Here is a 14195-nt window from a genome sequence, read left to right as displayed (position 1 = left end):
GCTGCACCCCCTGACAGCGGAGTTCCCCGGGATCCGGCGGGGCGCGTGGTTTCGGGGCAGCCCGATTAGAGCTGGAGAAGGCTGTAGCCGACGAGGAAGATCCCGATCGTCAGCGTCGCGATCGCCGCAATCCTGCGGCCATTGCGCTGCAGCCAGTCGTACAGGGCGGTCAACGGCACTTGGGCCCGTTCGGGGGAGCGCAGCCACACAGCGACCGGAATGATGACGGCTGACTGGACCACGGCGGCGTATGCGAGGACAAGCAGGCTGCTTGGCAGCGGCGGCAGTTCCTGGACACCGATCACGGCACCGGCGGTGACGGCCAGCAGGAGCGCCTTCGGACGAAGGTTAAAGCCCAGGCCCAGTACGACGAATTCCCAGGGCCGGGCGGAGCGGAACCGCGACTTCATCTTGCCAAGCATGGCGTTGTCCCGGCCGCCCTTGCTCACGAGGAGGTACACGGCGTACGCAACCAGAAGCGCACCGATCACAATGGCAATTTGTGCCACCCATTCGTCCCTACGCAGGCGCGGCGGCTTGACGGGCAGGAATTGCAGCCCGACCGCTGCCAGGCCCACGACCACGATCGAACCCGCGAGGCTGCCGATCAGGAAGGGAAGGGCGCCGCGGCGCGGAGTTGGCGAGAGCAGAATCATGATCGTCACGCTGACAGGCACTGTGCTGAGAGCCCCGGCCAGGGCGAAGAGAGCCAGGCTGCTGAGAGTGCTCAGCATGCCCCCCTCACCGTCCCCCGGCAGCACCCCGACGGCATGTCATGCCTTCGGCCCGCTTCCGGTGTCCGGACGGCCCGTCTTCAGTCGTCCGCGGCGGGCCCGGATCGCCTTGTCTTCTTCCTTGATGAGCAGTTCGAGGTCCTTCTTGTCGCCCGTCAACGGCCGCCACCATGCAAGTGTCGGGTCGGAATCGAGCAGGATGGTCCGGAACAAGAGCGTCAGGGGGACGGCGAGGACGGCGCCGACAGGACCCAGGACCACTGCCCAGAAGAGGACGGAGAAGAAGGTCAACGTCTCACTCAGCGACACCGCGTTGCCCACATATTTCGGCTGGATGATCGACTGGATGATGCTGTTGATTCCGCCATAGATGATGATGACTGCCACGACGGTCGGCCAGCCCCCGGTGAGGTAGCCGAAGAACAAGGGCGGGATGATGGCGATGAAATACCCGATGTTGGGGATGAAGCTGCAGATGAAAGACAGCAGCCCCCAGAGCAGGGCGCCGGGGATCTGCAGGATGACCAGAACCAGCCAGTTGAACAACCCCTGCGCGATTCCGAGGACCGTGGTGGCGACCATGTAGCGGCGCACACCGGTTCCGAAGCCGTTGAGCGCTGAAACCAGTGCCGGCCGGTGATAGTTCAGATGAATCAGGAGCGCCGGCACGCGCGAGCCGTCAATCGCCATAAGAATGAGCATCGTCAGGATGATCACGAGGCTGGTCACCAGGCTCGCGACGTTTCCCAGGAGGCCGCCGAGGAACCCGATGATGCGGCCCGGCGTAAACCCGTTCAGGACTGCCTGGGCTTGCTCCGGGCCAAATCCAACAGATTCCAGCAGCGCGGAGATCCTGGCGCCGATCTCGGCCATTTGGGGGGCGTATTGCGGCAGCAGCGCGGAGAACTGCGCGAGCGAGGCAATCAGGACTGCGGCGAAGGCGGTCAGCAACCCGAAGACAGCCGCGATAGTGGTCCCGGTGGCGATGCCCCGGGAAATTCCCCGTGCCTGCATCCAGCGGCGCAGCGGATGGACACAAAGCGTCAGCACGAAGGCAAAAAAGACGGGGGTGACTATTCCCTGGATCGCGCCGAGGCCGAACGCTGAAATCGTCGCGCTGGCCAGGGCGAGCAGGATTATGAGGGTGCGGGGGAGGGCCGAACGTGGATTGGATTCCGATGGTTCCGGCTCCATGAGCCCTCCTTGGTTCAGCCTAGCCATATCTTAGAAGCCTCATGGCCTCATGAATAGCGAGTTGGCCAGGCCTGCTCCTCGCGCCTCAACCCGGAGTCAGACGACGGTTTTGCTCTTGATCTGGGCAAACTCCTCTGCACTGATGGTTCCCGCGTCCATGAGTGCTTTGGCTTTGGCGATCTCCTCGGTGGGGCTGGCCGTGGCGACACTGCGGATGTAGGCATCGGTTTCCTGCTGGGATTTGCGGGCCCGCGCCATTGACCGCTCCGCCATGCCCTTGCCGCGGGCAATCATGTATGCCAGCACGGTCAGGAATGGAATGAAGACCAGAAGAACGATCCAGACGGCTTTCCACCAGCCGCTGAGCTCGTCGTCGCGGAAGAGGTCGCCGATCACCATGAACACTGCATACAGGAAGGCGATAATTGCATAGAAGATAAACAGCCACCAGAGAATATCCCAAAAGTTCTCGAAGAAATTCATTTTGGCTTCCCTACTTTCGCTTGGTGCGGCGTCGCCTACGAACGCAGCCTTGGATGGGAATGGGTTTCACCGCGGGCATTCCAGGAGGCCCGGACTAGCACTTGGCGTCATTTGAGAGATCGCTGATGGCGGCCTGCACGTTCGCTGCTTCGTCCTTGAGCGAGTTGGCCGCCTGCGTCAGGGTGGCGTCGTCGGGAACGGAGTTCACAGCGGAGGTGAACTTCTGTTGGGCAGCTTTGACGGCATCCACCCGATCTTTGGCCGCGTCGCTGGCCGCGTTGACCAGATCGTCGTAGCTCTTCCGAACTTGATCCCGGGCCGCCTGGATCTGGCCGATCGTGGCGCCTGGCTTGAGGGAGTCCTTGAAATTCGTCAGGGCTGTTGAAAAGCCAGTGGCGGCAGCGCAAACCGGTGAAACGCTCGCCGTCGGGCTCGCGCTGGGGCTGCTGCTGGGTCCCGAGGTGGCGCAGCCGGCGAGCAGCGCAACCGCCGCCCCGAGCGCAGACATTCGCGCGAGGACTGGTTTTGGTTTCGACATTGGACTCACCTCTCCATGGGCTTTCGCCTGGCAGCCCAATCACTGGCAGGTACCACCAGTGTTGGGTGAGGGGCCCGCTTGCGCGTCACCCGCCGCGGGTGATCCTTTCGCGCGGCTCTCCGTGCCGGGCGCGCCGCTGACCAGCGGGGACGCGACGCCGGAACTATCGAACACGGGTGGGACCCCATTACCTCCCACCGCGCGGCCCGAATCACCCCGGGGTGATGATGTGCCCGCTCCGTCGCCGTGATGGACTGCTGTCCACAACTGAGGGAGGATGCCATGTGTCGTTGGCTAGCGTATTCGGGTTCGCCGGTGCAACTGGAGGAGCTGTTGTACAAACCGACCAACTCGCTCGTGATGCAGAGCAAGCACGCTCGAATGGGCGTTGAAACCACCAACGGGGACGGCTTCGGCGTGGGCTGGTACGGATCCGCGCCGTATCCCGGGTTGTTCCACAGCACGGAGCCGGCCTGGAATGACCGCAACCTCCGCGAGTTGTCGGCCCAGGCGTCGGCCGGCCGGGTCTTCGCGCACATTCGGGCCTCGACCGGATCGGCAGTCCAACAGACCAACTGCCATCCATTCCGCCACGGCAGCTGGCTATGGATGCACAACGGACTCATCCGGGAGTTCCCGACTGTGAAGCGCGACTTGGCCATAGCCGTTGAGCCATCGCTCTTTCCGCTGATCGAGGGAGCCACGGACTCAGAGCTCTTCTTCTTCCTCGCCCTGACCTTCGGGCTGGAGCAGGACCCGAGGGCGGCCGTAGCTGCCGCGGTTGGACTGATTGAAGACGTCGGCCGGCGCCACGGGATCGAGCAGCCAATCCAGATGACAGTCGCCACGACCGACGGCGACACCACCTGGGCGTTCCGCTACTCGAGTGAACGGCAGTCCCGGTCGCTGTTCCACAGCACCGACGTCGCGACCCTTCGCGTCCAGTACCCGGACAACCCGTTGCTTCATGACCTGGCGGACAACGCGCGCCTGGTCGTCTCCGAACCGCTGGGGGATCTCCGCGGGGCGTGGCGGGAGGTACCTGAGGCTACCTGTGTGGTGGTGCACGGCGCCGGCGAGGACCTGTTCCCGTTCTCGCCGACCGCCCCCTAGCGTCGGCGGCTGCGACCCCCTTAGTGTCTGCGGCTAATGTCTGCGGCGAGTGCCGCTGCCGCGCAGCACCAGCTGGCGCGGCGCTAACTGGTGGTCCGGTCCCGCCGGTCCTTCACGCGCCGGTCCTTCACGCGCCGGTTCCTCCGGCGTCGGGCGCCCGGGGGATGGGAGTCGTGGGATACGTGTCATCGGGAGGGCCGCCCGCCGTGACCGGCTCACGGCCTGGCACGCCGCCGGACTCGACACCGGACTCACCGCTGGGCTCGACGCCCGGCTCGCCTCCGGGTTCGGCGCCGGGTTCGGCGCCCGGCCCGCCGGCTACGGCCGGCCGGCACAGCAGTTCGACCACGAGAATGACCAGCACGGCCAGGACGGCCGTCCAGATGGCGACGGCCGCCGTCGGGTCCTGCCAAAAGATCAGCACCAGCACAGCGATGCCGACGACGGTGGCTTCGATGATCCGCCGGTACCGGGCCAACCAGAGCTGCCATGGCTTGGCCTGGCCACCGCCGATCTTGCCGGTGATGTAGTCGCCCGCCGTCGCCAGGCCGTGCCGGACATACTCCGCGGGACGCGAGTGGCCGCCCAGAAAAGCTGCCAAGGCGATCAGCAGTCCGACGACAAAGACAAGGCGCAGGCTGGTGCGCAGCGGTACCAGGAGTGCCTCGACCAGGCTTTCGGCCGCCGCAGGGGAGACAGCACTCGATGGAATCGAGTTCAGGACGTAGCTTCGCCCGATCACAAGGGACAGCGCCAGCACCGCCATCGACACCGCCACGGCCAACCCCACGCCGCTCGTCGTGCTCCGTCTCCGGCCCCGGGGGGCAACGGCAATGGCGCCCACGGCGCTGAGCACCGTCAGCCACGCCAGTATTGGGCCGAGCCGGTCCAGGGTCCGGATGGTTTCCGTGGCACGGACCAGTTCAGGCGACTGGAACAGGGCGATCTGCGCGTCAACTTCCGGGATTCTCGAGGCGATATCCACCCCTTGCTGGACAAGGAGAGTCTTGACCCGGGCGATGATCTCTTTCGTGGAAATCGACACCGTGCCATTCTCATCAATACTGACCGTGCCTCCCGTGCTTCCCGTGGCAAGGTTGACCAGCCCCTGGTGCGCCACCCGGTTCACCTGGATCCAAAGGTCCTGGAACTGCGGTGTCGCCACGAATCTGGCAACGGCGGTATGGATGAGCGTTTTGGTCTGCTCCGCAAGCATCGGGGCCAGCCCGGTGAGCACTGCCGCCACGCGGGGCGCCGTTTTAGCGAGCTCGTTCAGGGCATCGCGCGTGATGGTCTGGAAATCCACTGCGTCGGTGATCTGTTGGGTGACCTTGTCGGCGATTTCGGCCTGGATCGCAGGGTCCGAGGCCAACGGTGCGACGGTGGCGACGTAGCGATCGGTGTCGATGACTTCGCTGCGCAGGTAAAGGGCCGGAACTGTCGCGAAGGCCAACAGGCCGGTGATAACCACCAGCACGATTGCCACAATGCGCCGGGCCAGCCCCGTATGCCGCACGGCCGGCCTCGGCGGGGCCTTGCGGGCAGTGTCCCGTTCCTGCTGGAGACGGGCGACTTCGGCCCGTAACAGCAGAATTTCTTCCTGTTCCGGGCTAGCGGGGTCAGCGGGCTGATCGTTCAGCGACATGAGGGGATCCGCCTTAGCTTGTGTTCCGCGGCTGGGCATTTCACGGCTATTTTCATTGTTCACTCGGCGTGCCGGTCCAGCCCCACCCACACAGGGTGATCTGTCACGCCGGGGAAGGGCCCGCCGCGGCCTTCCCTACGGGCTGGACGCCGCGCGTCGGACGTGCAGAGTGGCGCACCGCATCCCGGCCCTGCCCGCGAAATTTCAGCCGGCCGGCCTGCTGTCATCCGTTTTGGGTGATGACGGCGGCGGGTTCAGGATTCGCCGCCCAGCCGCCGCCCTGCCGCGAAGAATGCCACTTTTGCGATCAATAGGAGTGCACCTAAATCGGCAATCATTTGGACGGACACGACACCCCTCGCCAGCTGGCTTACCGGCGTAATATCCCCGAACCCGACGGTGGCAAACGTGGAAGTGGTGAAGTAAAGGGCATCGGTTCGGCTCAGGGGCTCGCTAAACGCCGCCGCAGATGTGATCGACATTGATGTGTAAAGCAGCGCGAAGAGACATAAAAACATCAACAGGGTTTCGGCGACAGCCGCGGCCGCCCGAACCCTCGGGATATGCGCCACGAGTATCAGCCGCAATTGAATTGCCAGGACTGCGAAAAAGACCAGCACGACACCCGCCAGGCGGATCCAGGCGGCCGCGGGATCGGCGTCATTGAATCCCCCGACGGGAATAAAGAAATACAGGGCGAGGACCACAACCGAAAATGCGATGAGACGTGCAATCGCGAAAATAATGACCCGCCTGCGGTCGGCCTTGTCGAGGTCATGAAGGAAAATCGGGTCTGTCGGGCTGCCGTGCTTCATAGGCATGACTGATGATACAGCCGGGCACCCAATTCGTGCCGTGCCGCAATCGGGGCGCCCTAATCGCCGTATTTTCGCACTAAGGAGCGGCGCACAAGGGGTCTTTGCGCCCTGTTGGTGCCCTTTTGCCCCCACCTAGCATGTGGAATGTGAGAGATAGGCTAGAAGCCGAATGGGTACCGGGCCCACAGTTCAAGATCCGCCCGCCTGTGCGCGGTCTCGGAGCGTTGGAGCGTCCACGTCTGGAAAGCGCCCTGTCCGCGGCCGCGGATTCGCACCGCCTGACCCTCGTCGCGGCCCCGGCCGGCTACGGCAAGTCAACTTTTCTGGGTGATTGGGTCCGCAAGTGCGCTCTGCCGTGCGCATGGCTGTCGCTGGACAGGTTCGACACGCAGCCCGCGCGGCTGTTTCACGGTGTTGTTGGGGCGATCCAGTCCGCGGCGGGCAAACTGCCGTTACCCGGAACCGACGCCCTCCTCGCCCTGGACCCGAGCCTTGCCCACGACCGGGCGGCCTCCTACGACCTTCTCCTCGGGGCACTCGAGCACCTCACTGAACCGATTGTCCTGGTGATCGATGACGTCCATTTGGCCGGGCCGGGGCTGGCGAACGGAATCGTCGGGGTGCTCGCCGCATCGGCACCCCCCTCACTGCGGCTGGTCCTCTCGGGACGCGGCCATACGTCCATTCAGCTCGAAAGATTCCGGTACGGCGAGGGACTGGGTGAACTTCGCGCCGCCGAACTGGCCTTCACGCGGGAGGAAGTTGCCCAGTTCGCCAGTGCGCTGGGACAAGATCAAACGTTCGACGCCGGGTCGCTCTGGAAGATGACTGCCGGCTGGCCTGTGGCAGTCCACGCCAGCCTGGTCTCCTTGGCGCAGGCCCGCAACGTGCCGCTTGCAACGCCAGGCTCCGCGCCTACGCACGTCCCGCTCGCCGACTACGTCGCGGAAGAGATCCTCGACCAGATCGAACCGTCGCTGGCCGAATTCATTCTCAGGGCCACTACCAGCGACTGGCTCGGACGCCGGCTCGCCGTCGAACTCGAAGGCCGTCCCCGCGGCGGCGTGCTGCTTGAGGATTGCCTCCGTAACGGGCTCTTCATCGAGGAGCACGAATACCGTGCGGGGGAATCGATGTTCCGGTGGCATTCCCTCTTCGCGGCGCAGTGCCGGCGCATCCTGCAGCGGCGCGACCCTTTGCTCGCTGAGCGTCTGCACCGCGTGGCGGCGAGGTACTACCAGGACGTCGACGTCGTCGAGGGCGTCGCCCAAGCGCTGCAAGGAAGCGCACCCCGGCAAGCCGTGATTTCCCTCGGCGCCCATTGGCTCGAATTCCTGCTCGGAAACGACGTGCAGACCCTGGAACGGCTGTGCCTGGACCTCCCGGCACCGTGGGGCGAGGATCCGGAGATCCTGATGATCCGATCGGTCTGCCGTGCCCTTTCCGGCGACGGCACCGCCGCGGCCGAGCTCACCGACCGGGCGCTGTCGCGGACCTTCGCGCTGGACGCAATTCGACGCCGGAGACTGGAGAGTTACCGGGCGCTCTACGAGCCGCTGCCCGCCGACGGCCGGCTGGACCCGCACACCGAGACGGACGACGGCCGGTCGACGACGGACATTTCAGGAGATGGCCGCTCCAGCTCCTTCTCGACAGGACTCTTCCTGCTGGCCCAGGCAGAGTTCCGGCTGCACCGCACCGGCGAACTTGGCACGGCGCTGCTCCAGACAACGGCGGCCACAGGCAACCCGGAACAGCTGGAAGCCGTGGAATTCTGCGCCCAGGCCGAGCTCGCGTTGGCTCACGCCATCGCCGGTGACCTCGTGAGCGCCGACGAACTTGGCACGGCGGCGTTGGAACGGGGAGAGGCGCTGGGTTGGAATTCGCGGCAGCGGATGGCTCCGGCCTGGCTGGCCCGTGGCATCGCGTGCTACTGGAATGATGATCTGAAGGCTGCGCGGACCTGTCTTACCAAAGCGCAGCGATTGGGCAGCGAGCTGTTCCCGACCGGTCCGCTCAGCGCCATCTATCGGGTCCTGGTTGATTGCGCCGCCGGCGACCTGGTCGGCCTGGCCGACTCCGGTGCGGCGCTGGAGTCCTTTCACGGGCGGGGACGGTACGCCGTGTCATGGAATGCCCTGGAGACCATCGCGGTGGCGAAAATTGCCGAAGCCAGGGGCGACCGGGACGGAGCTTTGCGGACCGTCCAACCACTCGGTGCCGGGGGGCACGGCGCATTGGCGGATACGCTGCTGGCGGAGTTGCTGCGCCGCGAAGGTGACACCGCCGCTTCGCAACGCTGTGCCGAGTCACTGGCCGATCGCCGCGGCAGCTCATATATCGACACCTGCCTGAGCCTGACCGAGGCGATCATGGCCCATGGAGCCGGAGATCCCGCGGTGGCACACGAGCGGATTGAACATGCTGTCCTTCGTGCCGAGCCTGAAACCGTCCTGCGTCCTTTCGCCGAACGGAGAGAGGAATTGGCAGATCTGCTCGTGGAGCACGCTGTGTGGGGCACCGCGCACGAGTCGTTCATCGCAGCGCTGATGGCACGCGAGGCACAGGGTGAGACCCGCCTTCGTGCACAGTCCTACTGGAACCTGACCGAGCGCGAACGCGAAGTCCTTTCCTACATGCGCTCGATCATGACCGCTGCTGAAATTGCCGAGGCGTTGTACATTTCCGTGAACACGGTCAAGACCCACGAACGGTCCATTTACCGCAAGCTCGGGGCGGTAAGCAGGCGCGACGCGCTCAAGACGGCCGCCAAGCGTGGCATTGTCTGAACGCTGCGGCGGCCTTGACGGCCTTCGCGGCGAGGCACCGGTCCCGGATGGGGTCAGAGTCCCCTAGGCGCCGCAAACCGGCAGTGAAAGTCTGGAACCATGAAAAAAGTTGATCCCTTTGTGATCGTGATCGGATTTGACGGCTCGAAGCAATCCCACGAGGCCCTGGCGTGGGGTGTTGAAGAGGCCCGGTACCGCAGTGCGGAGCTCCGGGTCCTGACTGTCTGGAACAAGGCGCCAATGGCGTGGTATCCGGCGATGCTGGAAACCGCGGCAGGCGAAATCGTGGCGGAGGACTCCCCGGAGCAGCAGGCTGAAGCGCTGGGCGCCGAGGCGGCGAAATCCGCAGTGGGTGTCAATGTCGTGACGCGGTCCATCAAAAACGACTCAGCGGCGTCGGCAATACTTGAGGCCGCACGGGAAGCCGACCTGGTGATCGTCGGCTCCCGCGGCCACGGCGGTTTCGCCGGGCTGCACATCGGATCGGTCTCCGCCCAGGTGGCCAGCCACTCCCCGTGCCCTGTCCTGGTGATCCGGCCGAAGGCTTCCTGAGCGTCCGGCCCGCTGGCCACGGACGTCCGGGGCGATGCCGCGTGCCCACTCGACGGTGAGCACCCGATGTCAGCGAGCCGGGAGCGCTATCATCGGCGTATGACCGTCCTGGACTGGCTGATGGATTCAGATCCTTCCCTTCGATGGCAGTGTTGCAGGATCTCAGCAACGCCGCGCCCGAGGTCGTTACCGCAGAGCGCGCGCGGGTAGCGACCGAAGGCTGGGGTGCCCGCCTGCTGGCATTGCGGGACGAGGACGGCCAATGGGCGCATGGCGCATATTTCCCCGCCCAGGGCGACCGCCCCGACGGAGGCCGTGTCGAGGGCGACGGGCCCGAGGACGGCGGTCCCGAGGGCAGCGGTGCGGATGATGCCGGCGGCGACACAGGTTGGGACCGCGTCCCCCAGCCCTGGACCGCCACAACGTACAGCTTGCTCCTGCTGCGTGACTTCGGGATCGACCCGCGAAGTGAGCAGATGCGCCAGACCATAGCGCTGGTCAGGGACAACTGCCGCTGGGAGGAGGGCGGCCAGCCGTATTTCCAAGGCGAGGTGGAGCCGTGCATCAACGGAATGACAGTGGCGCTCGGCTCGTACTTCGATCAGAACGTCGACGGCGTCGTCTCCCGGCTTGTCAGCGGGCAACTGGACGACGGCGGGTGGAACTGTTGGGCGGAGTCCGGCGCCGTGGTGTCCTCGGCCGCCACGACGATCAACGTCCTCGAGGGCCTCCTGGCCCACGAACGGGTCACGGGTGGCTCGGCGCAGTCCGTGGACGCGCGGCGCCGGGGCGAGGAGTATCTGCTGGAGCGGGGCCTGTTCCGACGCAAGAGCACCGGCGCGGTCATAGACCCGGCTTGGCTGACGTTCTCCTTTCCGACCCGCTGGCACTACGACGTGCTCCGTGCCCTGGAGTACTTCCGTTCGACCGGAGAGCCCCCCGGACCCGCGCCTGGCCGAAGCCGTGGAGGTGCTCCGGTCAAAGGAGCAGCCGGACGGGACCTGGTTGCTCGAAAACACGCATCCCGGGATCGTCCATTTCCCGGTTGATGCCGGTGACGGCCGGTCCAGCCGGTGGAACACCCTTCGCGCGTTGCGCGTACTCGACTGGTACGGGCGCGCCGTTTGAAGTGGCTGTGTGGGTTACGTGCTGCTAGGGCAGAACCTTGTAGAGGTCGATCACCGTCTCTTCGGGCGGAGCGGCGAAGCCGCCCTCAATACCCGCCTGCATCCGGGGCAGGAGGATCGTGTCCCGGAATTTTTCCCAGCTTTCTTTCGATTCGTGGACTGCCAAGACCGTCCAGCCCCCCTCGGATGCCCCGCCGGCGTGGAAGATCTGCCCCTCGGGCAGGAGCCCAGCGCCTGGATGCACGGCTGCAAGCGACGCCTCGTATTGTTCCTTGGTGCCTCCCGGGAAGAAGTGCACGATTCCGTAGGGCGTGGTGGCCATAACAACTCCTAGGCTGGTGGATTGGACTGGACAAGGCCAGTCCTAGACGCCGCCACCGGGCGTGTCAAGGGCTCGCGGAAGCAGGCGGCGGTCCGGGGAGCCGGGCGCCCCGCAGGTTCAACATTATGACCCTTCATCCCGACGCCGCGCCGGCCTTTCCACTGGTTGGAAGGGCCGGCGGTGGGCAGCTCCGCGGTCAGCCGTCCGACAGGGTCCGGACGTCCTCGGCCAGGGCAGTCCGGTAGCCAAGGTTTCGTGAGACTGCCCTCGCGGTGGCCATCACCGCCGGAGCCAGGACATTGGGCGGGGTGGTCCCATCCGGTACAACGATCGACAGTGCGGCCACCACCGTGCCCTGGGCATCAAAGACGGGCGCCGCCACGGAAACAGTCAGCGACGGCGCGGACCGGCGGATCATGGCAATCCCCGTCCGGTGGACGTCGGACAGGGTGCGCCGCAGCTGGCCTTCCGGCATGGGAGCCACGCCCGGTTCAGTTTCCGCGGGTTCCTTGAGGATCTTTTCCTGGAATGCCGCGTCCGCGCCGGCCATCAGGACCAAGCCGACGGCCGTGGAGCGCAGGGGGAGCCGGCCGCCCACCCGGTAGGCGACTTCCGTGGCCTGCTTGGAGGAAAGCCGTTCGATCAGGACGGCCTGGTCCTTGTCCCGCACGGCCAGCAACACGTGATGGCGCGTCACCTCGAAGAGGTCCTCAAGGTAGGGCAACGCGATTTCGCGGATCCCGTGGCCCCTCGGGGAGAGGGACGCTATTTCCCACAGCCGGACGCCCACAACGTAGCGACCGTCGTCGAGCCGTTCCAGAGCGCCCCAGGCGACCAGCCGGGCAATGAGGCGCAACGCCGTCGGGGCGGGCATCTGCGCATAACGGGCCATCTCTGACAGGGTCAGCGCCCGGCGGCGGTCCGTGAAGACAGCGAGGAGGCTCAGGGCCCGGTCGATCACCGGTTCGCCCTGCTTGGGCCGCTTGCCGCGCGCCGCGGGCGGGTTTTCAGCGGGGGAATGCGTCTCCGCGGGTGCTGTCATTCGTCATCGTTCCTTCTTCGTCGCCAGTGACGTTCACCACAATAGTGTTCCAACCAATGAAATTCTCGTGTGACGTCATTGCGTCCGCCTACGACTCTTGATGGAGCCGGTCCACCCGACCGCATCTGGGGGAAGGGCCCGGAACGCACCGGCGCCGGACGGCCACCGTCCGGCCGCTCCGCTCCAGTCCCGACCACCACCAGATGCCGAAAACCCCCGTTGTTTTGGAACGAATGCGAAGGCGCACTACATGAAACTTCTGAACCCCACCGCCCGACGGAGCGCGGCCGTTCTGGCCGGCGTCCTGATGCTCAGCTCCGTGACCGCCTGCGGCGGCTCCGGCCAGGCGGCATCCACCGTGGATAAGACCACCCTGACAATCGGCGTCGAGAGTGACAGCGCGTCCTTCGGATTCGACCCGCTGCGGGTCTCCGACGCGCAGCGTCAGTTCTTCGAAGGCCTCTACGAGAACCTCATGACCCTGAAGGCGGACGGCTCCGTGGGGCCGGGCCTGGCCACCGGTTTCAGCTACAACGCCGATAGCACGGTGCTGACCCTGACGCTCAAGCAGGGCGTGACGTTCACCGACGGGTCCACGCTGGACGCGGCACTGGTGAAGGCCAACTTTGACCGCCGCACGGATCCCGCCCTTTCGGCGTACTCAGCCATCGCCAAGGGCGGCGCCCAGGAACTGACATCCGTGGACGTCATCAGCCCCACCCAGGTGTCGCTGAAGTTCGCCAAGGCGCAGCCGGGCTTCGAGAAGAACCTGACCTCCACCCTCGGCATGATCGTTGGCAAGGCGGGGGCCGCGGACACGGCAAGCCTGGCCGCCAAGCCGGACGGCTCCGGTCCGTACACGCTGGACTCCGGAACCACCGTCAAGGGCAACAAGTACGTCCTGCAGAAGAACGACAAGAGCACCGACGCCGCGAAATACCCCTACAACAAGATCGTCTTCAGCGTCATCCAGGATCCGCAGGCCCGGGCCAACGCCCTCGTTTCCGGCCAGGTGGACGTCGCCCAGCTGACCTCACCGACCGTTGACTTCGTCAAGGCCAAGGGTGTCGGCGTCTCCCAGATCGGCGGCACGGTCCAGACGATGGTCGCCTTCGACAAGACGGGCAAGACGTCGCCGGCCTTCGCCAGCGAAAAGGTCCGCCAGGCGTTCCAGTACGCCATCAACCGGCAGGCCCTGGTCGATGCCCTGCACAAGGGTGACATCCCGGCGTGGAACGCCCTGCCCAAGGATTCGGCCGGCTTCACGGAGACACTGAACTCACAGTTCGCCTACGACCCCGCGAAGGCCAAGAGCCTGCTGGCGGAAGCCGGCTACGCCAACGGCTTTGAATTCACCATCGTCGCGAGCGCCACCACCCAGACCGACCTCCAGGCGGTCCAGAAGGACCTGGCCGCCGTCGGCATCACCATGCAGGTCAAGATGGCGACGTCGACAGATGAGGCGTTCGCCGCCGTCGCCACCACCCCGCTGGGCTACGCGCCGCTGGGCTGGGACAACCCGGTGGGTCTGATGTACGGCGCGATCCTCAACGGCTTCACCAACGTCCAGAAGGCCACGGACGACCAGCTCAGCGCCGCCACCGGCGAGGTCGCCGCCGCCAAGGACGATGCCGCCCGGAAAGCCGCGCTGACCAAGCTCAACACCCGGCTCGTCGAATCCGGCTGGATGATCCCGCTCTTCGAATCCCTCACCAACCAGGGCTACAACACCAAGAAGGTCAAGCCGGTGGAGTTCGCCGGCAGCAACGTGTACCCGCTGCTCTCGTCCTACGCCCCGGCCAACTGACCCCCCACCCTGCCGGGCGGCCTTCACCCCT

General features: G+C 65.6%; 12 protein-coding genes and 1 pseudogene. 5 read left to right on the top strand and 8 right to left on the bottom strand.

Annotated features, from left to right (window positions below; all coding sequences use genetic code 11):
• Window positions 1-65: 65 nt before the first annotated feature.
• The 4 genes from AC1DNG_RS03640 to AC1DNG_RS03625 all read right to left on the bottom strand — a co-directional run bounded on the left by AC1DNG_RS03640 (window position 66) and on the right by AC1DNG_RS03625 (window position 2949).
• The gene (locus tag AC1DNG_RS03640; protein WP_476886637.1) at window positions 66-734 is read right to left on the bottom strand and encodes a GAP family protein; all 669 of its coding nucleotides are present in this window, start codon (window positions 732-734) and stop codon (window positions 66-68) included.
• Window positions 735-773: 39 nt separating this feature from the next.
• Window positions 774-1928 (bottom strand): AI-2E family transporter, encoded by a 1155-nt coding sequence (locus AC1DNG_RS03635; protein ID WP_476886636.1) that lies wholly within the window; start codon window positions 1926-1928, stop codon window positions 774-776.
• A 96-nt stretch (window positions 1929-2024) separates the two neighbouring features.
• Window positions 2025-2411 (bottom strand): SHOCT domain-containing protein, encoded by a 387-nt coding sequence (locus AC1DNG_RS03630; protein ID WP_476886635.1) that lies wholly within the window; start codon window positions 2409-2411, stop codon window positions 2025-2027.
• A gap of 94 nt (window positions 2412-2505) precedes the next feature.
• Entirely contained in the window at window positions 2506-2949 is a 444-nt protein-coding gene (locus AC1DNG_RS03625; protein WP_476872628.1) for a hypothetical protein, read from the bottom strand.
• A 282-nt stretch (window positions 2950-3231) separates the two neighbouring features.
• Between AC1DNG_RS03625 and AC1DNG_RS03620 the strand changes: the two genes are divergently transcribed.
• On the top strand, window positions 3232-4062 hold the full coding sequence (locus AC1DNG_RS03620) for a class II glutamine amidotransferase (protein ID WP_476856006.1): 831 nt from the start codon (window positions 3232-3234) through the stop codon (window positions 4060-4062).
• A 127-nt stretch (window positions 4063-4189) separates the two neighbouring features.
• Here the strand turns inward: AC1DNG_RS03620 and AC1DNG_RS03615 are convergent, their stop codons facing one another.
• On the bottom strand, window positions 4190-5707 hold the full coding sequence (locus AC1DNG_RS03615) for a hypothetical protein (protein ID WP_476886634.1): 1518 nt from the start codon (window positions 5705-5707) through the stop codon (window positions 4190-4192).
• A 254-nt stretch (window positions 5708-5961) separates the two neighbouring features.
• Window positions 5962-6522: a potassium channel family protein gene (locus AC1DNG_RS03610; protein WP_243177831.1), complete on the bottom strand. Its 561-nt coding sequence runs from the start codon at window positions 6520-6522 to the stop codon at window positions 5962-5964.
• A gap of 227 nt (window positions 6523-6749) precedes the next feature.
• On the opposite strand from AC1DNG_RS03610, the gene AC1DNG_RS03605 reads away from it, so the two are divergent.
• From AC1DNG_RS03605 to AC1DNG_RS03595, 3 genes and pseudogenes are all read left to right on the top strand, one after another.
• Window positions 6750-9314 carry a helix-turn-helix transcriptional regulator gene (locus AC1DNG_RS03605; protein WP_476886633.1) on the top strand — a complete coding sequence of 855 codons (2565 nt, stop codon included), beginning with the start codon at window positions 6750-6752 and terminating at the stop codon, window positions 9312-9314.
• Window positions 9315-9413: 99 nt separating this feature from the next.
• Complete coding sequence (locus AC1DNG_RS03600) at window positions 9414-9866, top strand: universal stress protein (protein ID WP_476849536.1); 453 nt, start codon at window positions 9414-9416, stop codon at window positions 9864-9866.
• A gap of 99 nt (window positions 9867-9965) precedes the next feature.
• A pseudogene (locus AC1DNG_RS03595) lies at window positions 9966-10994 on the top strand (hypothetical protein).
• Between the two features lie 24 nt (window positions 10995-11018).
• On the opposite strand, the gene AC1DNG_RS03590 reads toward AC1DNG_RS03595, so the two are convergent.
• The gene (locus tag AC1DNG_RS03590) at window positions 11019-11315 is read right to left on the bottom strand and encodes a hypothetical protein (protein WP_223916956.1); all 297 of its coding nucleotides are present in this window, start codon (window positions 11313-11315) and stop codon (window positions 11019-11021) included.
• Between the two features lie 196 nt (window positions 11316-11511).
• A complete protein-coding gene (locus AC1DNG_RS03585) occupies window positions 11512-12357 on the bottom strand; it encodes an IclR family transcriptional regulator (protein WP_476886632.1) in 846 nt (281 codons plus the stop codon).
• 250 nt (window positions 12358-12607) lie between these two features.
• Between AC1DNG_RS03585 and AC1DNG_RS03580 the strand changes: the two genes are divergently transcribed.
• Entirely contained in the window at window positions 12608-14164 is a 1557-nt protein-coding gene (locus AC1DNG_RS03580; protein ID WP_476886631.1) for an ABC transporter substrate-binding protein, read from the top strand.
• The last annotated feature ends 31 nt before the right edge of the window (window positions 14165-14195 follow it).

This window comes from Arthrobacter sp. 01T425 (assembly GCF_056398725.1).
This window is presented reverse-complemented; position numbering and strand designations above follow the sequence as displayed.

Bases quoted from the DNA above. Each gene is read 5' to 3' on its own strand.
- AC1DNG_RS03640 (WP_476886637.1), bottom strand. From the start codon at position 734: ATGCTGAGCACTCTCAGCAGCCTGGCTCTCTTCGCCCTGGCCGGGGCT.
- AC1DNG_RS03590 (WP_223916956.1), bottom strand. From the start codon at position 11,315: ATGGCCACCACGCCCTACGGAATCGTGCACTTCTTCCCGGGAGGCACC.
- AC1DNG_RS03600 (WP_476849536.1), top strand. From the start codon at position 9,414: ATGAAAAAAGTTGATCCCTTTGTGATCGTGATCGGATTTGACGGCTCG.
- AC1DNG_RS03625 (WP_476872628.1), bottom strand. From the start codon at position 2,949: ATGTCGAAACCAAAACCAGTCCTCGCGCGAATGTCTGCGCTCGGGGCG.
- AC1DNG_RS03630 (WP_476886635.1), bottom strand. From the start codon at position 2,411: ATGAATTTCTTCGAGAACTTTTGGGATATTCTCTGGTGGCTGTTTATC.
- AC1DNG_RS03635 (WP_476886636.1), bottom strand. From the start codon at position 1,928: ATGGAGCCGGAACCATCGGAATCCAATCCACGTTCGGCCCTCCCCCGC.
- AC1DNG_RS03580 (WP_476886631.1), top strand. From the start codon at position 12,608: ATGAAACTTCTGAACCCCACCGCCCGACGGAGCGCGGCCGTTCTGGCC.
- AC1DNG_RS03615 (WP_476886634.1), bottom strand. From the start codon at position 5,707: ATGTCGCTGAACGATCAGCCCGCTGACCCCGCTAGCCCGGAACAGGAA.
- AC1DNG_RS03585 (WP_476886632.1), bottom strand. From the start codon at position 12,357: ATGACAGCACCCGCGGAGACGCATTCCCCCGCTGAAAACCCGCCCGCG.
- AC1DNG_RS03620 (WP_476856006.1), top strand. From the start codon at position 3,232: ATGTGTCGTTGGCTAGCGTATTCGGGTTCGCCGGTGCAACTGGAGGAG.
- AC1DNG_RS03610 (WP_243177831.1), bottom strand. From the start codon at position 6,522: ATGAAGCACGGCAGCCCGACAGACCCGATTTTCCTTCATGACCTCGAC.